Here is a 22,435-nt window from a genome sequence, read left to right as displayed (position 1 = left end):
ACACTCCTCTTATTTCTTTAGCTCCTCAAGCATTTTAGCTTCGTCCCAAATTTCAATATTGAGTTCTTCTGCTTTTGTCAGCTTACTACCAGCTGCTTCTCCGGCAATGACTAAGTCTGTTTTTTTACTCACACTACCTGCTAATTTGCCGCCCAATGCTTCGATCGCTGTCTTTGCATCGTTTCGAGACATTTCTTCTAATTTCCCTGTAAGCACGATTGTTTTTCCTGCAAAGTAGGAATCACTTTCTTCTGCTTTCACCGGCTTAGGCCCTGTGTAGTTCATATTGACCCCAAGTTCTTTAAGTTCATTTAGCAGATCCAATATTTCTTCTTTCTCAAAGTAAGTGACGACTGCATCGGCCATTTTTTCACCAATTTCGTCAACCTCGAGTAATTGGTCTTTTGTCGCTTGCTTTAATTGATCGATGTCCTCGAAATGCATCGCTAAGGTTTTCGCCGCTTTAGAACCAATAAATCGAATGCCGAGACCAAACAGTAAACGCTCAAGAGAGTTTTCTTTCGATTGCTCAATCGAACGCAGTAAATTATCGACAGATTTCTCGCCCATTCGTTCGAGCTGAATGAGCTCTTCTTTCGTTAATCGGTAAAGGTCTGACACACGAGACACAAGCTGTTCTTTGAAAAGCTGTGTAATAACACGCTCGCCAAGACCATCGATGTTCATCGCATTACGAGAAACAAAGTGTATGAGTCCTTCACGTATTTGTGCGGGACATTCAGGATTGATGCATCGCAGGGCGACTTCTCCTTCGATTCTCACCAGCTCACTATGACACTCTGGGCATTCAGTCGGCATGTGAAACGGCTTTTCTTCTCCTGTACGCTGATCGATCAGGACGCCTGCGACTTCCGGAATAATATCGCCCGCTTTTTTCACAATCACTTGATCAAATAGGCGAATATCCTTTTCTTTGATCAAATCTTCATTGTGAAGAGAAGCACGCTGCACGGTCGTCCCTGCTACTTTTACAGGCTCAAGAATCGCTGTTGGTGTGATAACACCTGTACGCCCCACGCTCAGTTCAATGTCAAGCAGCTTCGTCACGACTTCTTCTGCAGGGAACTTGTACGCAACAGCCCAGCGCGGACTTTTTGCTGTAAAGCCAAGCTCTTCCTGCTGAGCCAAGGAATCGACCTTGATGACAATTCCGTCGATTTCATAAGAAAAATCGGCACGCTTTGTTTTCAGTGTTTCGATGAGATCAATCACTTCTTCAATCGTTTGGCACATCCGTCTTTCTTTGTTGGTTTTAAAGCCAAGTTCGTCGAGAAGGTCGAGTCCCGCGCTTTGCGTTTCAACACCGATTTCATCAAGCTCCGCTATACTGTAGACGAAGATATCAAGGTTTCGTTTCGCTGCAATTTTCGTATCAAGCTGACGAAGTGAGCCCGCAGCCGCATTACGCGGGTTCGCAAACGGCTCTTCTTCGTTTTGTAATCTTTTTTCATTTAATGCTTCAAAAGAAGGTTTTGGCATAAATGCCTCCCCTCTCACTTCAATCGACAGAGGACGATTGATTTTGAGCGGGATGGAGCGAATGGTTTTTAGGTTTTCTGTAATATCCTCACCCGTTGTCCCATCTCCACGCGTGGCACCTCGGACAAACACTCCATTTTCATAATGGAGAGAAACAGCGAGTCCGTCAATTTTCAGCTCGACATTGTATGCGATATCGTCACCGACTGCTTGACGAACCCGGCGGTCAAAATCAAGAAGGTCCTGTTCATTAAACGCATTCCCGAGGCTGAGCATTGGTGTGCCGTGACGCACTTTTTGGAAGGCATCTAACACAGCACCCCCTACTCTCTGTGAGGGGGAATCGGCTGCTTTTAAATCAGGGTGTTCTTCCTCTAGAGAGATCAGTTCACGCATCCGCGCATCATATTCAGCGTCAGGAACACTTGGACGATCAAGTGTATGATATTCGTAGTTGTATTGATTCAAAATCTGGTGCAGTTCCTCGATCCGGCGTTTCGCTGCTTCTTTATCCATCTGCTTCTTCCTTTCAAGTCATCCGTTTTATAAGTCCTATCGGTTTATTGCTTCTCGATTGGCGCAAATGCTGCGAGGAGCCGCTTAATGCCTGTAGGGCTTGGGAACGCAATATCAAGCTCTGTGCTGTCTCCGCTGCCTTTCACACTCACGACCGTTCCAACGCCCCATTTTTTATGGGCTGCTTTATCGCCCACAGCCCAGCCAATACTGCCGGCACCTGTGTTTTGAATGGTTTGAGTTTGCGGACGAGAGACAGGGCCCCGTCTTTGCGGTCTTTCTCTTGTTTGGCCAAACGGTGTTTTCTTTTCTTTTTTCTCATTTAGGTTGTCCAATAAATCGGCTGGTATTTCTCTAATGAATCTTGATTCAAGGTTCATGTTCGTCCGGCCGAATAATGTTCTCATTTTAGCACTTGATAAATAAAGCTCTTCTTCAGCCCGTGTGATGCCTACGTATGCAAGGCGGCGTTCTTCTTCCATCTCGGCATCTTCCATCAATGAACGGCTGTGCGGGAAGACACCTTCCTCCATCCCCATTAAGAAAACAACAGGGAATTCTAGACCTTTTGCGGCGTGAAGGGTCATTAAGATGACGGCATCCTGATCTTCTTCCTCATTTTCATCCAGCTTATCAATGTCTGCGACGAGGGCGAGATCCGTCAGGAAGGTCACAAGTGATTTGTCTTCATTTTGTTCTTCAAAATTCTTTGTGACGGATAGAAACTCATCAATATTTTCTAAGCGGCTTTGTGCTTCAATCGTTTTTTCGACCTTAAGCGCTTCACGATAGCCTGTTTTCTCGAGGATCTCTTCTGTTAATTCTGTGACAGATAAATACTCCTGCATGTTCGTCATTTGATCAATGAGCTGTTTGAACTCATCAAGAGCATTGGCTGCCCTCGCACTCAGTCCAATGAAATCTACCTGACCAAGCGCTTCAAACATAGACAGGTCATTCATCTCTGCATATGCCGCAATTTTATCAACAGATGTGGCTCCGATTCCGCGCTTTGGTACGTTGACAATTCGCGCAAAACTAATATCGTCATCTGGATTTGCCACAAGTCGTAAGTACGCCAAAATGTCCTTGATCTCTTTTCTGTCATAGAACTTCGTACCGCCGACAATGTTGTATTGAATGTTTGACTTCAATAATGTTTCCTCTATGACACGGGACTGAGCATTGGTTCGATAGAGGATCGCAAAATCGGATAATTTACGCTTTCCGCTTTGATGAAGCTGATGAATCTTTCCAGCGACAAATTGTCCCTCGCCGAATTCATTATCTGCACGGTAATAGGCAATCTTTGCTCCTTCATCATTTTCTGTCCAAAGGTTTTTTGGTTTACGATTCGCATTGTTTTGTATGACCGTATTTGCGGCATGCAAAATGCGTTTCGTCGATCTGTAATTTTGCTCAAGCAGAATCACTTCACTGGACGGATAGTCTTTTTCAAAGGAAAGAATGTTTGTGATATCCGCTCCGCGCCAGCGATAGATGGACTGGTCTGAGTCACCGACGACACAAATATTTTGAAAACGCTGAGCGAGCAGCTTCACAAGCATGTACTGCGCTCTGTTTGTATCCTGATACTCATCGACATGAATGTATTGGAACTTCCTCTGGTAATGCTCTAATACTTCAGGGATGCGTTCAAACAGACGGATCGTCATCATAATCAAATCATCAAAATCGAGTGACTGGTTTTTGAGTAATCGTTTTTGATAATCTGTATAGACGTCGCTGACTACTTGATCATAGAAATCACCGGCTGTTTTTGCGTATTCCTCTGCATCAATGAGTTCGTTTTTTGCACTGCTGATTGATCCTAAAATACTGCGTGGGTCGAACTTTTTAGGATCAATATTTCGTTCTTTTAAAATGTTTTTAATCACGGAAAGCTGATCAGATGTGTCTAATATGGAGAAGTTGCGATTCACACCAACGCGGTCAATATCGCGTCTTAAAATTCGGACACACATGCTGTGAAACGTAGAAATCCAAATGTCATCTGCGCCAGGCCCTAAAATGGCTTGGACACGTTCACGCATTTCACGTGCTGCTTTATTCGTAAACGTAATCGCTAAAATGTTCCACGGAGCGACATGCTTTTCTGCCATTAAGTATGCAATTCGATGTGTGAGCACCCGTGTTTTACCACTTCCTGCTCCTGCCATCAGTAATAGCGGACCGTCTGTTGCTTTGACTGCTTCTTTCTGCGCGTCATTCAGCCCTTCTAATAGATGATTCGATATTTCATTCATTCCATTCACCGCCAATTCGAACTTATGTTCTATTTTAACCCGTTTCGTCTCGTTTGACTATGATGACTTTTTGACTGCGTCGACTGTCTTTAACGCTTCTTTGAAATTGTCATAAATGACGTTCCCTACAACGACCACGTCTGCATGCTGTGCAAAGCCTTTTGCCTGCTCTGCGTTCTCAATGCCGCCGCCATAAAAAAGAACCGTTTCGTGAAGCACTGCTTTTGTTTCTTTGACAAGCTCTATGTCTCCAAGCGTCCCGCTGTATTCTAGATAAAAAATGGGCAGTTTCATCAAATGCTCTGCCACTCTTGCATATGCCCTTACATCATCTATATCCAGCGCTGTATTTGCCTCTGTAAGCTTGGCCGCTTTACAATCTTTGTTCAAGATCACATATCCTTCTGGCACAATCTCTTCCATTGACATCAAATCACCGTATTCCTTCATCGCATCCTTATGAAGCCCAACAATCCAATCAGGATGAGAGCTGTTTAATACGGCCGGGATGAAATACAGATCGAAGCCCGGCACAATCATCTCATGTGTTGATATTTCAAGCACACATGGCACAAGAAACCGGCGGACCTTTGACATCAATTGGAGCACGTTGTCCTCTGTCACATTGTCACTGCCGCCAATCAATATGGCATCCGTACCAGATTCGCAAATCGTTTCTAGCTGTTCATCGGAAATCTCTTTATTTGGATCGAGTTTAAAGACATGCTTCCACTCGGTAACATCATACATGAAAAACGTTCCTCCATTCGTTTCATTCCATTTAAATATTATAACAAAATCAGTGACCGCAAAAAACGGGTAACCTCCTTCAGCTAAAAGTTTCATTCTTTTGAAAATAGACGATTTCAACTCTAGGTAAGGCTAATGGAGACTATATGGAAAGATCCACTTCAAGAGGAGCTGAGGGAGATAAATATATTGATGCTGAACTGAAATGCGAGCTACTTCGTCTCATCACATGATATTATACAATAAAGGAACATTTTACTATCTACCAAGCAGGTGAATGATTTGAAAAGAACCATCACATATGATCAAACGATCGACATCGGATACATCTATCTCATCCCGCCTGGAATCGGGACAATCAAAGAAACCATTGAATTAGACGTGAATGAATGTGTGAACGCAGACATCGACAAAGAGGGCCGAGTGGCTGGGCTGGAGTTATTTGCAGAAGAAGCCGAGGTTTTGAAGCACACACCCGTTTATGAGGACGAGCTTTCATTACGTTTTACGGATCAGGAAGTTCTCTCAACCTATCATTTATCAGGCATTGAATTTCAATTCTCGACGCCTGATCACAATGGACTGATTGGTTTTACCATTGTCGATCCTCTTCGATATAACGTCAAAAGAAAGACAAGAAAAAACCGTTTTGAATGGTCAAAACGGTTTTTTCAAACTATTGTTTCACTTCATTAAAATAATGGACAGATGTCATAGCCCCTTCATCGACCATCTTGTTGTCTTGGATATCTAACGGATCAGGATGGCCGGCTTTTTCAGGAACCTTTTCATTTGATCCGAACATGCTTGCCCATTTTTTCAGATGCTGTTTATTTTTAACCGCTAATAACACAGCACCTCCAACCCCTAATCCTGCAAGTACATACGTATTTGGACGCTTATTCATATATGTTCCCTCCCCTTGTCAGCTTATTTTTAAGTTACCCCGCCTCTTCATTTCTAAACGTCACAATATGTTCATGTGGTTTCTCTTTGAAGGAAAAGTGGAATAACAACAGTAATGAAAGAGAAAAGAGGGATGACATGACAACTACTTTAATTGTCATAGCCGCACTGCTAGTGATTTGTTTGATCGTACCCATCATTTTATTGATATGGATTTGGATGAGGGATGAAAAGCAAGAAGAACATTCTGTCCTGCGAAATTATCCGGTCATTGGAAAACTACGGTTCATTTTCGAAAAAATAGGACCTGAGCTTCGCCAATATCTCTTTCTCAATGATCGAGAGGAGCTTCCTTTTTCGAGAAGAGAATACGAGCAAGCCGTCATGTCTGGAAAGTACAACAGCCGGACGATGGGGTTTGGATCAAAACGTGATTTTGACAAGCCTGGTTATTACATTCGAAACGTTCTGTTTCCAAAACAGCGAAATGAATTACGAATTGATCAATCTGAAAAAATTCAAACAAAAGTGTATCAGATTGATCAAGATAATTTACTGCGAAGAAGCGAACATATCAAAGAAGTTGAAGCAAAACCTTATTATCTTCATGAAGAGGATGTACAAATCATTGGAGAAAAGACGTGTCGGAAACCTTTCCATGTAAAGGGACTGATTGGTCAATCCGCCATGAGCTATGGCTCCTTAGGCGACCGGGCGATTACGGCGCTATCCTCCGGATTGAAAATGGCCGGCGGCACGTGGATGAACACTGGTGAAGGCGGACTTTCCCCTTATCACCTCAAAGGCGGCGCCGATATCATTTGCCAGATTGGTCCAGGTCTTTTTGGTGTCAGAACAGAGGATGGCGCATTTTCCTTCGAAGAATTTAAGAAAAAAAGTGAACATGAAGAAGTCAAAGCCTTTGAACTCAAGCTGGCACAAGGAGCGAAAACACGCGGCGGTCACATTGACGGAGAAAAAGTCACAGAAGAAATTGCGCATATCCGTAAATTACCGCCTCACCAATCGATTGACAGCCCGAACCGATTTGAGATGTTCAATTCCATTCCGGACATGTTTGATTTTATTGAACAACTGCGAAGTATAGGCGGAAAGCCCGTTGGAATCAAGCTTGTTGTCGGACATAAAGAAGACATTGAAGAGCTTGCCAGCTATATGAAAAAAAGCGGAAAGCACCCTGATTTCATTACAGTGGATGGCGGAGAAGGCGGCACAGGAGCTTCCTTTCATGAATTGGCCGATTCCGCAGGCCTGCCGATTTTCACCGCACTCCCAATGGTTCATCAAATATTGAAGGAATATGGTGTCAGAGATCAGCTCAAGCTGTTTGCTTCTGGCAAACTTCTCTCACCTGATAAAATTGCGATTGCCCTTTCAATGGGTGCTGACTTTGTAAATATCGCAAGAGGACTCATGTTTTCAGTCGGCTGCATTCGCGCGCAAGTATGTCACACGAATAAATGCCCAGTAGGAGTTGCCACGACTGATCCAAAGCTGCAAAAGGGGTTATCGATTGAAGAAAAGAAATACCGAGTATGCAATTATATCCTGTCTCTTAGAGAAGGTTTATTTAACTTATCCGCAGCTGCTGGTATTGAATCGCCCATTCATTTTCATGAAAAACATATTATCTTTAGACAAGAGAATGGCCAAACAAGCGAAGTGCCTATGTTCTCAGACACACAGCAGTCTGTCTAGCTTTAAAAGGTGCGGAGACGCACCTTTTTTCATTGATATTCCTGATCAATCACGTATAAAGAACTTAGAGAAGTGAATGGAAAAGGGGAGAAAGAGTATGCGTGAGAAAAAGGTGGTTTATGGGCGAGCTAAAGTAAAAGAACAGAGACCACTTCATCAGTCCCTGTTCGTCGTTTCACAGCGCTTTCGATAAAAAAACTGCAAACAAATCCATTTCGGAAAAAGGATTGTTTACAGTGAAGACTGCTTTATTTTGTTTCGTCTTTTGCTTGTTGTTCTGCTACGCGGTCAAGTGCCATCGTATAGGCATCGTTTCCGTAGTTCAAACAGCGTTTGACACGTGAAATGGTTGCGGTGCTCGCACCTGTTTCCGTCTCAATTTTATGATACGTGTTTCCCTCGCGAAGCATACGCGCTACTTCAAGACGCTGTGATAAAGATTGGATTTCATTGATGGTACACAAATCATCAAAAAATCGATAGCATTCTTCCAGGTCTTTAAGGGATAAGATGGAGTTGAATAATTGATCTAAGCTTTTGCCCCTTAATTTATCAATTTGCATCTTTATACATCTTCTCCTTTACTATTGGCACACCGCTTCGCACGACATTTTTCCGAGAAAGCGGTATCTTTCCTGACTCATTTTTTTCAACCTCAGCAATGAGCTTTGAACGAATCATGACAGGTTTGGTTCTACTCTGAAAATGCCGCCGTCAGGTTCTTTCGTAAGCCGAAGCTTCTTTATCGTAAACAAATTCGACAAGTTTTGTCATTTTCCTTGTACGACAATCTGACAAACTTGTTTGCTTCCGATATGTAGATCACTTCTGCTCCATTAGGTCTGCCCTAAATACAGTGTGGAAAGCACGGCGAGACAACAAACAAGCGTCCCGCCTTGCTCAATCATTCAAAATATGTTGGTCGGCCAGCGTAACCGACAGATTCATTTTACAATTAGGGCACTTCACTCGTCATGTCAAAGCCCTCTGCTTTGTCAACATCGCACATAAGATCATTTTCACTTACATGGCAGCGAAGAGACCCATTGCTCACTTCTGCCCTATAACAGCTGTCAGAAATGTGGCAAAGGTGATACAGCTCCACTCTGTTATATTTTAACGCATTATAGACGGAAAGAGTACAGTTTTTTTCATGACATCAAATATTCCTCTTGGTGTCACTCGAATATACGGCAAATGTGTACTTTGGAAAAAGACAAGTGTATCAATTGGACAGTCAAATGGATAGCCTCGCTCAATGAGCAGCTCGCGTAATGTTTGTATCTGCTGAAGAACAGTCTCAAACGGTTCGGCCGATGCACAGCCTGATAATTGCAGCGGGATTTCGTGCAAAATTTTCCCGTTCTCTGTGAGGACGATCCCCCCGCCGATTTCTTTCATTCTCTTATGTGCCAGCATCATGTCCTCTTTATTTTTCCCAATCACTAAAATGTCACCCGTGAGCGAAAATGAGCTGACAAAGCCCTGCACTTTATTTGCAAAACCTTTTAGCATCGTATTCACACGCCACTCGCCTTTTCGGTCAATCAGGCTAAAGAAGCTTTGATCATGGTCACAGGACAGCTGGTTCACGGAGTTATCAATCTCCACTGTATACGGCTCCATGATAACGGCATTTCTCATTTTGACACCAAGAGGCATGGAGAATTGCAAATCGCTCATCGTCAGGTCATAGCCTAAGTCTAGTGGAACAAGCCCGCCATTTTCCCATTTTGTTTCTTGAAATTGATGCTGGTTCTCACCATCTAATTTGAGAATAACCCCTTTAGAAATAACCGTTTCAGGATTTGGGTTCATCGGATCATCTAAAATATTCAAAGAAGCCAATCGACCTGGACCGACAACGCCTAATAAGTCATCCATATGATAGTATTTTGCAATGTTAAATGTCGCCATATTGTACGCATCAATCGTGGGCACGCCTTCTTCAAGGGCAATTGAAATTAAACGATTAATCATGCCTTCCTCATAAAAGTGAGGGGCAGCTCCATCTGTTGTATAGAAAAAGTGGTCATAGTGCCTAAAATCGCGTTCATGTAGTTCTCTTAAAATGTTCACTAAATCTGGGCGGATGGAAGAATGCCGCAGTGAGACATAGTAGCCAAGAGACAAGCGCTTTAGCACATCATCTGCATTCATTGCTTCATGATCACTGTCCGCTCCAAACAGCTTCATTTTTGTTAGCGTTTTCTCAGAAGCGCCGGGAAAATGCCCTTCAATTCGTTTTCTCTGCTTCTTCGTTTCTTGCATGCAATATAAAATGAGATCATCACCGTCCATCAATCTTGGCCAGCTTGTTAATTCGCCGCCTTGAAGGACGTCAGGATGATCAATCCATTCCTTGCGATAGTTGATTGGAAGCATTTCATCTTCATATCTTACTTCAGTCTGAAGATCGTATCTGGACCACCAAAAATACTGAAATGGCTGCTTTTTTAATTCACATAGAGTGGAAAGCGCTTTCTTTTCATTGCTCTGCAAAAGAAGAAATAAGTTATCGCTGACCATTGTTGTTGTGCCAAATTGAGACACATATTCTGCAAGTGATTGGGGATTATAAATATGGAACGGATGCGCATGAGGCTCAATATACCCTGGCACAATGTATTTCCCTTCACAATCAATCACACGTTTGGCTGATTTATTTTGAGGAAGCTCTGCTCCGACATAAACAATTCGATCATCATGTATCCAAATATTTGCCTTCACCCATTGCTTCAAAAACGGGTTTAGCACGAGTCCATTCGTTAAAAGGAGTGTTGGAACTATTTTTGAGTCGACTACATCGATTTGTGTGCGGATGTCATTGTTTCTCCAATTAAAAGTACGTTCGGACATTCACATACTCTCCTTCATTTGTATTAGCCCTATCGTAACATAACGAACCACGTTACGCATTAATGAAACGTTACAATTTCTTGAAATCACATTTAAAATAATTTAAAAAAAGGAGATTCACCTTCAATGAAACCTAATCTTGGCTTAATGGAAGCGCTCATTAGAATTGCCTGCGGAATGACAATATGTACTGTGGCTGGGTCCTTGTATGCTAGAAAACCATGGAGTAAAATGCTTCTTTTCAGCATCATGTTTGGCGGTATGAAACTGGCATCTGGCATTCTTCGTTTTTGTCCAGTGACATATATGTGTGAGCAGCAGGACACACATAAAGAGAAGGCTGAGTGAGACAGCCTTCTTTTTTGTGATCAATTTTTCGCATCATTCTGCTACTTCGCACCATTTCACCATCGTACCCGCGATAATTTCAGCTGCTTCGATCACATGCTCAATGTCGATGGATTCATTCGGGTAATGGGCAAGCTCCGTTGTTCCAGGTCCGAACACAATGATCGGAATACCCGCCGCCTGTGACAGTAATCCGCCATCTGTTCCCCATGGGGCGGCTTCAACCTTTGGCGGCTGCTTTAATACCTCTTCATATTGTTCCTTCAATAGACCTAGAAGCGGATGATCCGCATCGATTGACCCTGGAAGCCACCTTGCTCCAAACCATTCGACCTCTACAGGATGATCTTGGAACCATTCATCCTTTTCCCCGAGTCCCGCCATCCAATTTTCTAATTCCTCCTCTGCCTGCTCAACTGTCTCACCAGGCATCACGCCAAGTCTGCCTTCCATTATGACAAGGTCTGCTACAGAGGACGGCCAATCACCGCCTTGAATTTTCCCAATGTTGATCGGGACCGGAATGGGGATATGCTGAAACAGCGGCTCGGTGATTCGCCGATTTCTTTCTTCTTCTAGTGCCGCTATATGTGAAAGGACAATGGTGCTTTTTTCAATAGAGGAGACGCCGTGATATCTTGTTCCGCCATGAGCTGCCCTTCCTTTAATATGCAGTCTGAACCACTTAGACCCCTGCTGAATCGGAAAGATTTTCATATGACTTGGTTCCGGTATGATGGCAGCATCTGCTGTATACCCTCTCAGTATCGCTGCAAGTGTGCCTGCCCCGCCGCTTTCTTCTTCGACCACACTATGGAACACCACATCTCCTTTCAGCGGAATCTGAAGTGCATGCAGCGCCTCAAGTGCGAAGAGTAAAGAAACATTCCCGCCTTTCATATCTGTTGCCCCGCGTCCATAAAGTCTCCCGTTTATGATATGCCCGCTGTAGGGCGGATATGTCCATTGATTCGTATCTCCTTCTGGGACAACATCCACGTGACCATTTAATAAAATGGATTTGCCGTCCCCTTTCCCTTTCAATCGTCCAGCGACATTGGGACTACCTTTAAAAGAACGCCGCGGAGAATAAAAATAAGGATGTTCCAGCAAGTCAGCGCCGCCGATTTCCCATACATCTACATCAAAGCCTATGGCTGACAGTTTATTTGCCACGATTTGCTGTACTTCTTGTTCATTTCCTTGGGTGCTGTCACATTGCACCATTTGCTTTAGAAGCGTAATGGCTTCATCCTGGTGCTCTCTCATCCAGCTTCTGATACGTGTAATTGGCTGCAAGTCGGTCATCCTTTCTACACAACAGATTTGACATCAGGCGCTAAAATTAATGGGGCCTCTGTCGCCCTTATGACATCTTCCGGCTGAAACGGCGGCATGACTTCACGCAAAATGAGCAGCTGCGACTTGACCTCAATGACCGCCATATCCGTAATAATCAGATCCACACATGACTTAGCGGTTAAGGGCAGTGAACAGGCGGATTTCACCTTTGATTGTCCGTATTTATCAAGGTGGCTCATCACCACCACAACCTTTTTCGCCTTTTGCGCAAGCTCAATCGCTCCACCCATCCCGGGTACTCGTTTGCCTGGCACAATCCAATTCGCAAGATCACCCTGACTGCTTACTTCAAGTGCACCTAAAATGGTCATATCCAGCATACCTTTTCGAATGATGCCAAAAGCAGTCGTGCTGTCCATGTATGAGCCGCCTTTTGTTAACGTAATTGGAAAACCACCAGCATTGCACAAATTTGGATCTTCTTCACCTTGTACAGGTGAGGCGCCTGCCCCCATAATGCCGTTTTCTGCATGCAGCCACACCCGGTAATGTGCTGGGATGTATTCAGCTGCAAGTGTCGGGATACCGATCCCTAGATTGACGATCATGCCATCTTCAATTTCCTGCGCCGCACGTTTGGCTATGCGGTGTCTTAAATCGATGTCTCCCATGCCCATGTCCAGTTCACTCCTTTTGATTGCACGATCTGGTTTACAAATACGCCTGGTGTCACGATTTCCTCTGGATGAAGACTGCCCACAGGCACAATCTCTTCTACTTCCGCAATGGTCCAGTCTCCTGCCATCGCTACAATCGGGTTTGTATTCCGTGCACTTTTATCAAATATCAGATTGCCTGCTTCGTCTGCTTTGAGGGCATTCACAATAGCAATATCCGCTGTCAGCGCAGGCTCAAGGATATAGTTCTTTCCATTGAGCGGAACCAATTGTTTCTCACCAAGATTCAGGCTATCCATGCCGACATCTGTGACAATGCCCGCTAGCCCCATCCCGCCTGCTCTGATCTTTTCTGCTAGGATGCCCTGCGGGTAAAAGAGAACGTCTAATGTACCTGCCTGCATTTTCTGCCCGGCAATGGGATTGGAGCCAATATGAGAAGCAATGATTTTCTTGACTCTCCCTTCTGTGATGAGCCGGCCAACACCAATTTGCGGGAAGCCTGCATCATTTCCAATCAATGTCAGATCTTTGATGTTGGCTTCTAAAATGACATCTATCAATGATGGCGGTGAACCCACGCCCCCAAACCCGCCAAACATGATGGTCATGCCGTCTTTAAAACGCGCGATCACTTCATCAAAGCCCGCTGTTTTGTTCATATTTTTTCCTCCCTACATCGCAGATGGGAAAAACCCTCGATTGATGACTTCTTGTTCGACCTGCGTGATGGTCTGCCCGAATAGATGAATGAGTTCATCCATCTCCTGCTGCGTAATGGAAAGCGGCGGTGCAATCATGACAGCTGCGCCTCCCACTCCGTCCTCTCCAGCGCTTGCTGGATACACAAGCAATCCATTTTGCTTTGCCGTCTCAACGACTAGATTGGTCATCTGAGCATGTGCAGGAAATGGCGTTTTGGATAATCGATCTGCGACAAACTCTATACCAATAAGCAGTCCCTTTCCTCTTACATCCCCGATGATGCAATGGTTTGTTTGCAAGTCTTTTAAGGCATTCATTAAATATCGACCGGACAGGTCAGCTCGTTCATGAAGCTGATGTTTTTTCATATATCGAATGACGGCCAGTGAGACGGCTGCTGAAAGCGGATTGGCACTAAACGTATGACCGGCCATTACAGAGCCTGAGCCACTGAGAATTGGAGCGATCACATGATCCGCTGATACGGTTGCCGCAATTGGTGAATAGCCGGCACTCATTCCTTTCCCAAGAACCATGATATCTGGTACGACACCCCAGTGCTCCATGGCAAACATTTTCCCAGTTCGTCCAAAGCCTGTCATGACTTCATCTGCAATCATTAAAATGTCATTTTCCTCACAGACCCGCTTCATCGCCTCAAAATATCCGTCGGGCGGAACAAGTGCCGCTCCCGCTGCTCCAACAATTGGCTCAGCAATAAAGGCTGCAATCCTCTCTTTTCCTATACGCTGGATGACGGTGTTAAATTCCTGTACATACCACTCGACCTGTTTGCTTTCTTCTTTTGGCAGCCATGACCGGTAGCTATACGGCGGAGACAGCACCGGGTGTTTTTCAAGCAGTGGTTCAAAGCGCTCTCTTCTTGCAATATGACCTGACATTGACAGCGCACCAAGCGTGATGCCGTGATAACTCATCCATCTTGATATGATGTGATTCTTTTCAGTCTTCCCCTGCTCCTGCCAATGCTGTATCGCGATTTTCATCGCTGTCTCTGTTGCCTCTGATCCGCTTCCGACAAAAAAAGACCAGTTCAGATTGCCTGGGCAAAGGGTACTCAATTCATAGGCAAGTTCTTCCGCTGGTTCATTTGTGAATTGTGACCTGTACGTAAAGCTCACTTTTTTCGCTTGTTCTGTCATGGCATCAATGATGTCTTGTATGCCATGTCCAATACTCGCCGTAACCGCACCCGATGATCCATCTACATATTTATTTCCTTCTCGATCATATAAATAAATCCCCTCTCCTTTCACAGCCACAGGATAATCCTGATTTAACATCGGTTTGATTAAGTAATTCCGGGTCTCCACTTTGCCATTCCTCCCTCTCTCGTCAGCAGCTGCATCTTTCTTTTCACATGAATCGCAAGAAAATTTTGTATACTTGTTATAAGATTAGCTTAATCAAGAGGGCAGTCATCCTCCATTCGCCACATGCCCGAATTTCACACACATTTTTTATACATCGTGTATAAAAGTGTTCAAAAGGAGGTCATGAGTCTATGGCGATTCTCGTCAAAGACGCACTCTCGCTCGATATTATGAAGGAAACAAAACTGCTTGCTGGAGAAAATGGACTGGACCGCCTCATTCAGTGGGTGACCATTGTGGAAATTATCGAGGACACTTCTAGGGTTTCAGAAGGGGAACTACTCGTCACAACCGGATTTGGGCTTGCAGAAAATAAGGAAAGACGCATACGGCTTGAAAAATTGATTCAATCTCAGCGTCTATCAGCCATTGCGATTTATAAAGGCGTGTACTTAACGGAGATCCCAGCATCACTGATTCAAGCGGCCAAAAGCAGCGGCATTCCGCTCATTGAGATTCCTTCACATGTCAATTTCTCAGACATTACAAAAGCCGTCCTAGAGCAAATCGTCAGCAGTCAGCTCCATCAACTCAAATATTCTTCAGCGATTCATCAAAGACTGACCCATTTAAATGTGAGCAATAAGAATGTGACGCAAATTACGGATGAGCTGGCACATCTCACTACGGCGAACATCGTCGTGCTCGATGTCTTTTTGCATCAAAAGGCTGCTCATCTTGTAAAGGATGAAGTGACGTATTCTCCTGCTTTTGGCTTTTTGACAGATCGTGAACCAATTGAGACCACTCCTCTTCTCAAGCAGGCAGAGGAGAAAGGGCGGCTCGTCTATGACACGTGTGGTGCGTTTGTCCTCGCTGCATGCCCGGTGATTGCGATGGGCGATATTTTCGGGTTTATTGTGTCTTTAAAGAAAAAGGAGGCGTGGCATCATCTCGATGCGATCGCGATCGAGCATGCCGGGGCGGTGTATGCCATTGAATGGCTGAAACAAAAGGCCATTCAAGATACAGAAAACCAAATGCAGGGACATTTGTTAGATGATATGTTGCAGCAGCAATACACAGAAGAAAGCTATGTGGTCGAACAAGCAAGAAAGCTTCAATATGATATGAGCGATGAACAAGTGGTCATCTACTTTCAATTTCAGCATCAGCACACACAGCTCGATCACCAGATGGTGCAGCGCCTATCTCAATTACTCACATCGATATTTGAACGCAGACATATTCCTTTCTTACTAAAGGCAAGGCTTGATTCCGTTTTTGTGCTGACACCAGCGGGAAAGAAAGCGTTTCAAGAAACGGAGTGGTATAGCGCATCAGAGGAGTGCCGGAGCACTTGGTCTTATTTTTTCCCGCTTCATCCGATTGTGATTGGCATTGGCAGAGCCTATGATCAGATCATTCTCTTTGCAAAAAGTGCAAAGGAAGCCCAGTATGCAGCAAAACTTCTTCCTCTTTTAAAAACAGACGAGAGCATCATTCATTATCAGAAGCTCGGCTTATATGGTATGCTCCTTGAAATGAACGAAGCCGGAATGAATTTGCATGACTTTTACGTGGAGCTGTTAAGCCCTTTGCTTTATACGAAAAAACAAGGGGCTGATCTGATCCATACACTCGAAGTGTATTTGGCACACAATGAAAATATTCAAAAATCTGCGGGGGAATTGTTTATTCATCGGCATACATTAAGCTACCGGCTGAAACAAATTGAAACGAGAACAGGCTGCCGCCTCAAATCCACTGATGATCGGATGAAGCTGCAGCTAAGCATCATGGCTTACCGCCTATCTGGTCTGCTTGATCAGATGAGAACCATTTCATGATTCATTCGGCGTTTTCACCCATAGATTCATATCTTCAATTTTGTCAAAAATATAGCAGTTGTTTTGGAAACGCCCGGTATACGTATACCCAAGCTGATAAAACACTTGATTCATCCCATAGGACAGTGCACGTGCAAGAGAATAAAAGACATAGATATGCATCGATTGAAGCTCTTTTTCGAGTGCTAGAATCAAATGATGCATGAATCCTAGTTTTCTGTATGTTGGAAGGGTTGCACAATCTGTTAATTCCGCATGTCCATACGGTGCATTGATTTCGGCGGATGCCGCACTCACAATATGACCGTCATGTTCGACGGCATAAAAGACTGTCCCTTCCTCCATCACCTTTTGGATGTAATCTGGCTCGTTCATTGGCGTGGGATACGTTTCAAAGACGGTATCATAGAGCTTTGCCAGCTTGTGCACATCCTCTGGACCGGCTTTCCTCATCACATACTCATCCTGCCATGTGCCTTGGTCTTTTTTAATCGGCTTTTCTTGAATAGACGCAACGATTTCATCTTCCTTCAGCCAAAACGGGCTGTTCATTCGATCTTCGGTCAGAAAGAGCGACATGCCGTATGCATCACTTCCAAGAAAATAATGAGAAAACACCCCTTCAAGCCGAAAGCCCTTCTCTAAAAAAAGCGGCATATGCTCACGCCTTACTTTTACAATGACCTTAGACGCCTTGCAGTCCGCCGCTTCCTGAAGAACGGACTGAATCACATCCTGAACCCTGCCGCTATAGTCGTCCAAACGAATTCGCTCATTAAATGAATCCATACAGATCAAGGCAGAAAAACGCTCGTTTGCAAGTTTCTTCAATTGCACCATACACTCATTCCTCTCTTAACTAATGAAAAACTTCCAAATTAAAAATGAAGAAATAGCAATGCCAGAAAAAATTGATAGGATCATATAACTAATGGCAAAGCTTTTTTTCAATTTATTCTGCTTAATGGCAGTCAACATGATGTTATTTATAGTTATGAGATATAAAATAAGCATGACGTTTGCAAAGATGATAAATGCTTTGATTTCCATGTTGCCTCCTCGTAAATGGGTTATCCAATAACACTTCTCCATATTCGGGCTTTATCCCTTCTAATCATCAAAAGAAGAAAACACCTTTCTATCCCATCAGATAGAAAGGTGTTTGGATTAAACCGTTTTTCCCGCAGCCTTCAGCGCACGGGCGCCAATGTCACGGCGATAAAATAGCCCTGGTTGAATGATTTCTTCAACGGCTTCATACACTCTTGATCTTGCCGCTTCAAACGTGTCATCAAATGCAGTGACATTCGCTACACGGCCGCCATTTGTGACGAATTGCTCGTTTTCTTTTTTTGTTCCTGCATGGAAGGTCACGACATCAGACACAGTCGTTTGCAAGGCACCAATTGGCGTGCCTTTTGCATAGTCCTCTGGGTATCCTTCTGAAGCAAGAACTACACTGACAGCGGCAGTGTCTTTCCACTGTAAGTCCACATCTTTTCCGTCTAGAATGTCGAGAAAGACTTGAACTAGATCTGATTCAAGACGAGGGAGCACGACCTGCGTTTCAGGATCGCCAAAGCGTGCATTGAACTCAATGACCTTTGAGCCTTCTGGTGTCAGCATTAAGCCTGCATATAAAATGCCTGTAAACGGACGCTCTTCCTGCACCATTGCACGAGCCGCAGGCTTCATCACTTCTTCCACCGCTTTTTGCACCACTTCATCCGAAATTTGTGGAACCGGTGAATAAGCACCCATACCGCCAGTGTTCGGTCCTTTGTCATCTTCAAATGCTCGTTTATGATCCTGCGCGATCACCATTGGGTACACCTTTTCTCCATTGACAAAGGCCATCAGAGAAAATTCTTCCCCTGTTAAAAATTCTTCAATCACAACAGATGCACTCGCATCACCAAACTTTTCATCCTCTAAAAAGTCATGCAGGCAATCGATCGCCTCTTCAAGTGTCATGGCGACTGTCACGCCTTTTCCTGCTGCGAGACCGTCTGCTTTAATGACAATCGGCGCGCCCTTTTCTTCCACATATGCCTTCGCTTCTTCAAACGATGTGAAGGTAGCATAAGCGGCTGTCGGGATATCGTAATTTTTCATTAAGTCCTTTGCGAATTCCTTTGAGCCTTCAATGACCGCAGCTTTTGCATTTGGTCCAAATACCTTTAGACCTGCCTTTTCAAATGCATCCACCACACCTGCAATTAAAGGAACCTCTGGACCGACAATCGTTAAGCCGATATCATTTTCCTTTGCAAAACGAATTAACGCCTCATGATCGCCTTCGTCGATAGATACCAGACTTGCGACGCCTGTCATTCCATCATTGCCGGGTGCGACAAATACTTGGCTGACAAGTTCACTTTGATTTACTTTCCATGCGATGGTATGCTCTCTTCCGCCTCTGCCGATAATTAATACGTTCACACTGTCATCCCCTTAATGTTTGAAATGTCTAACGCCAGTGAAGACCATGGCGATGCCGTATTCATCTGCCTTTTGAATCGATTCTTCATCACGAATCGATCCGCCCGGTTGAATGATCGCTGTCACGCCTGCCTTTGCAGCAGCTTCCACTGTATCGCCCATTGGGAAGAAAGCATCAGAGCCTAGCGCGCTTCCTTTCGCCTTTTCACCTGCTTGTTCAATCGCAATGTTAGCTGAGCCGACACGGTTCATTTGACCAGCACCGATACCTGCTGTCATTTGATCCTTCGCAAGGACAATCGCATTTGATTTCACATGCTTGACCACTTTCCATGCGAGCTTTAAATCTTTCCATTCGTTTTCAGTTGGTTCTCTTTTTGTCGGAATGGAGATCGTTGCTTCCTCTAAACCGTAGGTGTCGATATCCTGAACGAGCAGTCCGCCATGGACACTAGTTAGCTGCTTTTCTTTCTTCTCGAGATCAGCTTCGACATCGAGTGTTAATAGACGAAGGTTCTTTTTCGCTGTTAACACCTCAAGTGCTTCTTTGCTAAATGATGGTGCGATGACAATTTCTAAGAAAATCGTATGAAGCACTTCTGCCGTTTGTTTGTCTACTTCACGGTTAAGCGCCACAATGCCGCCAAAAATAGATGTTTCATCTGCTTTGAATGCACGGTCAAAGGCTTCTGCAATGGTTTCTCCTGTACCGACACCACATGGGTTCATGTGCTTCACAGCAACAGCCGCTGGCTCCGTAAATTCACGTACGATTTGAAGAGCTGCATCTGCATCTTTAATATTGTTGTAGGAAAGTTCTTTTCCATGTAACTGTGTCGCTGTTGCCAAAGAGCCTTTGCTTGGAAGAGAATTTTCATAGAAAGTAGCCGCTTGGTGCGGGTTTTCTCCATAACGAAGGGATTGTTTTTTCTCAAACGTGACAGTGAACTGTTCTGGCTCCGTTTCGCCAACATAGTTCGTTAAATAATCCGCAATGAGGGCATCGTAAGCAGCTGTATGACGGAATACCTTTGCCGCAAGCTCACGTTTTTTCTCTAGCGACACGCCGCCTTCTTTGATTTGCTGAACGACTGCATCATAATCACGAGGGTCTACAATGACCGTCACGTCCTGATGGTTTTTAGATGCAGCACGAAGCATGCCCGGCCCGCCAATATCAATGTTTTCAATCGCTTCTTCATACGTCACATCGTCTTTTGAGATTGTCTCTTTGAATGGATAGAGATTCACGACAACAAGATCAATCGGCTGAATGCCGTGTTTTTCAATCTGTGCCATGTGCTCATCGTTTTCTCTCACCGCCAATAGTCCACCATGTATGTTTGGATGAAGTGTTTTGAGTCGTCCGTCCATGATTTCTGGGAATCCAGTTACTTCAGAAATCCCAATGACATCAATGCCGTTCTCTTGAAGAAGCTTATGTGTACCTCCAGTTGAAATGACTTCAACACCCAGTTCTGTTAATGCTTTCACAAAAGGTACAAGATTCGTTTTATCGGAAACACTGATTAATGCGCGTTTGATCGTCATGCCTTTGTCACCTCATTAAGATAATTCTAAAAGTGATTTGATCACTTTTGGATATAGTGTGTGTTCTAGTTCATGCATTCTTTTTTCAATTGATTCAAGGTCTTCGCCTTGTTCTATATGGATCGCTGCTTGGTCAATAATCGGGCCCGTATCCATGCCTTCGTCAACATAATGGACGGTGATGCCTGCCACTTTGACTCCTGCTTGATAGGCTTGTCCAATGGCATCAAGCCCTGGGAATGCTGGCAGTAAAGATGGATGGATATTCACGATTTTCCCTCTGTATGCTTCAAGTAATGTCGGACCGATCAGTCTCATATACCCAGCGAGGAAAATCCATTCCACTTCATGAAGCGTAAGCTGTTCAATAATGGTTTGTTCAAAAGCGGCTTTGCTTGGAAAAGCCTTCGGCGTAAAAGCAAAGGAGGGGATGCCCTCTTTCTCAGCACGCTCCAGCACCTTCGCACCCGGTTTATCACAAATCACAATGGCGGCCTCTGCCTGCCACTCTTCTTCTTTTAACGTATCCATAATGGCTTGAAAATTCGTCCCGCTTCCAGAGGCAAAGATCGCAAACTTCTTCATGAGAGGCTTCCACCGCCGAATGTGACACCTTCTCCTTTTTGAACACGCCCAATGAGAAATGCTTTTTCTCCGTCTTGTTCAAGCCCGCTGATCACATCAACTAAATCATTCTCTTTTACCGCTAAGACAAAGCCAATGCCCATATTAAACACGTTGAACATCTCTTCTGACTTTAACTGACCCTTTTCTTGAATAAAGGAGAAAATAGGCGGTACTGGCCATGAACCGTTATCAATCTCAACGCCAAGTCCCTCAGGCAGCATACGTGGTAGATTCTCAATAAAGCCGCCGCCTGTCACATGTGCCATCCCGTCAATTTTACCGGCTTTCACTTGTTTGAGAACAGGCTTCACATAAATTTTCGTCGGTTCAAGCAGCTCTTCTCCAAGCGGCCTTGTAAAAGGTTCATACGTTTGATGAAGATCAAGACCAGCGTCTTCCAGCAATACTTTGCGAACGAGAGAGTAGCCATTACTATGAATTCCACTTGAGCTGAGTCCAATGAGCAAATGCCCCTCTTTCATACCGTTTCCTGTCACGATTTCATCCTTTTCAACGACGCCTACTGAAAAACCAGCAATATCATATTCTTCTTCTGTGTAAAGACCTGGCATTTCTGCTGTCTCTCCGCCGACAAGCGCCGAACCAGATTGCTCGCAGCCGTCAGCCACCCCTTTGACAATGGATTCAATTTTCAATGGATCTGCTTTTCCGACAGCTAAATAATCTAAGAAAAAGAGCGGCTCTGCCCCTTGTGCAAGCACATCGTTGACACACATTGCCACGGCATCTACGCCGATCGTATCGTGTTTATCCATTAAAAAGGCAAGCTTTAATTTCGTTCCGACACCATCTGTTCCTGAGACAAGAACGGGCTTTTTGTATGGCAGCTCAGATAGATCAAACATACCGCCAAATCCGCCTAGAGCACCCATGACGCCTGCTCGTTTTGTGCGTTCTACGTGTGTTTTCATTCGTTTGACGGCTTCGTATCCTGCTTCGATGTCGACACCGGCGTTTTTATATGCTTCTGACATCCCATTCACTCCTTTTATCTGCTTTCTTCCATGTATTTTCGGCAGAATGAAAGAGCAGCATATCAAATCATCTTGACTGCTGCTCCA

20 protein-coding genes are annotated in these 22,435 nt (G+C 44.4%); 4 read left to right on the top strand and 16 right to left on the bottom strand.

Features of this window, described 5'->3' with window-relative positions:
• Positions 1–9 precede the first annotated feature (9 nt).
• From ligA to pcrB, 3 genes are read right to left on the bottom strand one after another with little or no spacing between them, the layout of a single operon-like run.
• On the bottom strand, positions 10–2,016 hold the full coding sequence (ligA, locus tag ACYH0L_RS03285) for an NAD-dependent DNA ligase LigA (protein ID WP_099727373.1): 2,007 nt from the start codon (positions 2,014–2,016) through the stop codon (positions 10–12).
• Positions 2,017–2,060: 44 nt separating this feature from the next.
• Complete coding sequence (gene pcrA / locus ACYH0L_RS03280) at positions 2,061–4,283, bottom strand: DNA helicase PcrA (RefSeq protein WP_482354350.1); 2,223 nt, start codon at positions 4,281–4,283, stop codon at positions 2,061–2,063.
• A 57-nt stretch (positions 4,284–4,340) separates the two neighbouring features.
• On the bottom strand, positions 4,341–5,033 hold the full coding sequence (gene pcrB, locus ACYH0L_RS03275; RefSeq protein ID WP_099727375.1) for a heptaprenylglyceryl phosphate synthase: 693 nt from the start codon (positions 5,031–5,033) through the stop codon (positions 4,341–4,343).
• A 282-nt stretch (positions 5,034–5,315) separates the two neighbouring features.
• Between pcrB and ACYH0L_RS03270 the strand changes: the two genes are divergently transcribed.
• Positions 5,316–5,729, top strand: coding sequence for a DUF2283 domain-containing protein (locus ACYH0L_RS03270; protein ID WP_099727376.1), 414 nt, complete (start codon positions 5,316–5,318; stop codon positions 5,727–5,729).
• Here ACYH0L_RS03270 and ACYH0L_RS03265 read toward each other — a convergent pair.
• Positions 5,710–5,940, bottom strand: a complete 231-nt coding sequence (locus ACYH0L_RS03265) for a hypothetical protein (RefSeq protein WP_099727377.1) — start codon at positions 5,938–5,940, stop codon at positions 5,710–5,712. The two genes, ACYH0L_RS03270 and ACYH0L_RS03265, sit on opposite strands and share 20 nt — an antisense overlap.
• Positions 5,941–6,077: 137 nt before the next feature.
• Here ACYH0L_RS03265 and ACYH0L_RS03260 point away from each other — a divergent pair, with 137 nt between their 5' ends.
• Positions 6,078–7,658 carry an FMN-binding glutamate synthase family protein gene (locus ACYH0L_RS03260; RefSeq protein ID WP_482354349.1) on the top strand — a complete coding sequence of 527 codons (1,581 nt, stop codon included), beginning with the start codon at positions 6,078–6,080 and terminating at the stop codon, positions 7,656–7,658.
• Positions 7,659–7,906: 248 nt separating this feature from the next.
• Here ACYH0L_RS03260 and ACYH0L_RS03255 read toward each other — a convergent pair whose 3' ends face one another.
• Together ACYH0L_RS03255 and ACYH0L_RS03250 are read right to left on the bottom strand one after the other, a co-directional pair.
• Positions 7,907–8,221 carry a YerC/YecD family TrpR-related protein gene (locus tag ACYH0L_RS03255; protein ID WP_099727379.1) on the bottom strand — a complete coding sequence of 105 codons (315 nt, stop codon included), beginning with the start codon at positions 8,219–8,221 and terminating at the stop codon, positions 7,907–7,909.
• Between the two features lie 553 nt (positions 8,222–8,774).
• The gene (locus ACYH0L_RS03250) at positions 8,775–10,517 is read right to left on the bottom strand and encodes an adenine deaminase C-terminal domain-containing protein (RefSeq protein WP_099727380.1); all 1,743 of its coding nucleotides are present in this window, start codon (positions 10,515–10,517) and stop codon (positions 8,775–8,777) included.
• A 126-nt stretch (positions 10,518–10,643) separates the two neighbouring features.
• Here ACYH0L_RS03250 and ACYH0L_RS03245 point away from each other — a divergent pair, with 126 nt between their 5' ends.
• Positions 10,644–10,865: a YgaP family membrane protein gene (locus tag ACYH0L_RS03245; RefSeq protein ID WP_034320223.1), complete on the top strand. Its 222-nt coding sequence runs from the start codon at positions 10,644–10,646 to the stop codon at positions 10,863–10,865.
• Between the two features lie 33 nt (positions 10,866–10,898).
• On the opposite strand, the gene ACYH0L_RS03240 is transcribed toward ACYH0L_RS03245, so the two are convergent.
• Genes ACYH0L_RS03240 through ACYH0L_RS03225 form a run of 4 tightly spaced genes read right to left on the bottom strand, consistent with a single transcriptional unit; the run spans position 10,899 to position 14,883 of the window.
• A complete protein-coding gene (locus ACYH0L_RS03240) occupies positions 10,899–12,164 on the bottom strand; it encodes a peptidase (protein WP_099727381.1) in 1,266 nt (421 codons plus the stop codon).
• 14 nt (positions 12,165–12,178) lie between these two features.
• Positions 12,179–12,844 (bottom strand): 3-oxoacid CoA-transferase subunit B, encoded by a 666-nt coding sequence (locus ACYH0L_RS03235; RefSeq protein WP_482354348.1) that lies wholly within the window; start codon positions 12,842–12,844, stop codon positions 12,179–12,181.
• The gene (locus tag ACYH0L_RS03230) at positions 12,820–13,506 is read right to left on the bottom strand and encodes a CoA transferase subunit A (RefSeq protein ID WP_099727383.1); all 687 of its coding nucleotides are present in this window, start codon (positions 13,504–13,506) and stop codon (positions 12,820–12,822) included. The genes ACYH0L_RS03235 and ACYH0L_RS03230 overlap by 25 nt, the downstream gene beginning before the upstream one ends.
• 12 nt (positions 13,507–13,518) lie before the next feature.
• The gene (locus ACYH0L_RS03225) at positions 13,519–14,883 is read right to left on the bottom strand and encodes an aspartate aminotransferase family protein (RefSeq protein WP_099727384.1); all 1,365 of its coding nucleotides are present in this window, start codon (positions 14,881–14,883) and stop codon (positions 13,519–13,521) included.
• Positions 14,884–15,074: 191 nt separating this feature from the next.
• Between ACYH0L_RS03225 and ACYH0L_RS03220 the strand changes: the two genes are divergently transcribed.
• Complete coding sequence (locus tag ACYH0L_RS03220) at positions 15,075–16,733, top strand: PucR family transcriptional regulator (protein ID WP_099727385.1); 1,659 nt, start codon at positions 15,075–15,077, stop codon at positions 16,731–16,733.
• On the opposite strand, the gene ablB is transcribed toward ACYH0L_RS03220, so the two are convergent.
• The 6 genes from ablB to purM all read right to left on the bottom strand — a co-directional run bounded on the left by ablB (position 16,728) and on the right by purM (position 22,348).
• A complete protein-coding gene (gene ablB / locus ACYH0L_RS03215) occupies positions 16,728–17,573 on the bottom strand; it encodes a putative beta-lysine N-acetyltransferase (RefSeq protein WP_327925317.1) in 846 nt (281 codons plus the stop codon). The genes ACYH0L_RS03220 and ablB overlap by 6 nt on opposite strands.
• A gap of 15 nt (positions 17,574–17,588) precedes the next feature.
• Positions 17,589–17,783: a hypothetical protein gene (locus ACYH0L_RS03210; protein ID WP_482354347.1), complete on the bottom strand. Its 195-nt coding sequence runs from the start codon at positions 17,781–17,783 to the stop codon at positions 17,589–17,591.
• A 117-nt stretch (positions 17,784–17,900) separates the two neighbouring features.
• Complete coding sequence (purD, locus tag ACYH0L_RS03205) at positions 17,901–19,175, bottom strand: phosphoribosylamine--glycine ligase (RefSeq protein WP_327925316.1); 1,275 nt, start codon at positions 19,173–19,175, stop codon at positions 17,901–17,903.
• 12 nt (positions 19,176–19,187) lie between these two features.
• Positions 19,188–20,726, bottom strand: coding sequence for a bifunctional phosphoribosylaminoimidazolecarboxamide formyltransferase/IMP cyclohydrolase (gene purH / locus ACYH0L_RS03200; protein ID WP_482354346.1), 1,539 nt, complete (start codon positions 20,724–20,726; stop codon positions 19,188–19,190).
• A gap of 15 nt (positions 20,727–20,741) precedes the next feature.
• Positions 20,742–21,311, bottom strand: a complete 570-nt coding sequence (gene purN / locus ACYH0L_RS03195; RefSeq protein WP_099727390.1) for a phosphoribosylglycinamide formyltransferase — start codon at positions 21,309–21,311, stop codon at positions 20,742–20,744.
• On the bottom strand, positions 21,308–22,348 hold the full coding sequence (purM, locus tag ACYH0L_RS03190; protein ID WP_230031512.1) for a phosphoribosylformylglycinamidine cyclo-ligase: 1,041 nt from the start codon (positions 22,346–22,348) through the stop codon (positions 21,308–21,310). Before purM ends, purN begins: the two co-directional genes overlap by 4 nt.
• Positions 22,349–22,435: the final 87 nt, after the last annotated feature.

It is taken from the genome of Bacillus sp. MC1252, assembly GCF_056838025.1.
This window is presented reverse-complemented; position numbering and strand designations above follow the sequence as displayed.

Excerpts from the sequence above, each read along its gene's own strand:
- ligA (WP_099727373.1), bottom strand. The coding sequence starts at position 2,016 with ATGGATAAAGAAGCAGCGAAACGCCGGATCGAGGAACTGCACCAGATT.
- pcrA (WP_482354350.1), bottom strand. The coding sequence starts at position 4,283 with ATGAATGAAATATCGAATCATCTATTAGAAGGGCTGAATGACGCGCAG.
- pcrB (WP_099727375.1), bottom strand. The coding sequence starts at position 5,033 with ATGTATGATGTTACCGAGTGGAAGCATGTCTTTAAACTCGATCCAAAT.
- ACYH0L_RS03265 (WP_099727377.1), bottom strand. The coding sequence starts at position 5,940 with ATGAATAAGCGTCCAAATACGTATGTACTTGCAGGATTAGGGGTTGGA.
- ACYH0L_RS03260 (WP_482354349.1), top strand. The coding sequence starts at position 6,078 with ATGACAACTACTTTAATTGTCATAGCCGCACTGCTAGTGATTTGTTTG.
- ACYH0L_RS03255 (WP_099727379.1), bottom strand. The coding sequence starts at position 8,221 with ATGCAAATTGATAAATTAAGGGGCAAAAGCTTAGATCAATTATTCAAC.
- ACYH0L_RS03250 (WP_099727380.1), bottom strand. The coding sequence starts at position 10,517 with ATGTCCGAACGTACTTTTAATTGGAGAAACAATGACATCCGCACACAA.
- ACYH0L_RS03245 (WP_034320223.1), top strand. The coding sequence starts at position 10,644 with ATGAAACCTAATCTTGGCTTAATGGAAGCGCTCATTAGAATTGCCTGC.
- ACYH0L_RS03235 (WP_482354348.1), bottom strand. The coding sequence starts at position 12,844 with ATGGGCATGGGAGACATCGATTTAAGACACCGCATAGCCAAACGTGCG.
- ACYH0L_RS03230 (WP_099727383.1), bottom strand. The coding sequence starts at position 13,506 with ATGAACAAAACAGCGGGCTTTGATGAAGTGATCGCGCGTTTTAAAGAC.
- ACYH0L_RS03220 (WP_099727385.1), top strand. The coding sequence starts at position 15,075 with ATGGCGATTCTCGTCAAAGACGCACTCTCGCTCGATATTATGAAGGAA.
- ablB (WP_327925317.1), bottom strand. The coding sequence starts at position 17,573 with ATGGTGCAATTGAAGAAACTTGCAAACGAGCGTTTTTCTGCCTTGATC.
- ACYH0L_RS03210 (WP_482354347.1), bottom strand. The coding sequence starts at position 17,783 with ATGGAAATCAAAGCATTTATCATCTTTGCAAACGTCATGCTTATTTTA.
- purH (WP_482354346.1), bottom strand. The coding sequence starts at position 20,726 with ATGACGATCAAACGCGCATTAATCAGTGTTTCCGATAAAACGAATCTT.
- purN (WP_099727390.1), bottom strand. The coding sequence starts at position 21,311 with ATGAAGAAGTTTGCGATCTTTGCCTCTGGAAGCGGGACGAATTTTCAA.
- purM (WP_230031512.1), bottom strand. The coding sequence starts at position 22,348 with ATGTCAGAAGCATATAAAAACGCCGGTGTCGACATCGAAGCAGGATAC.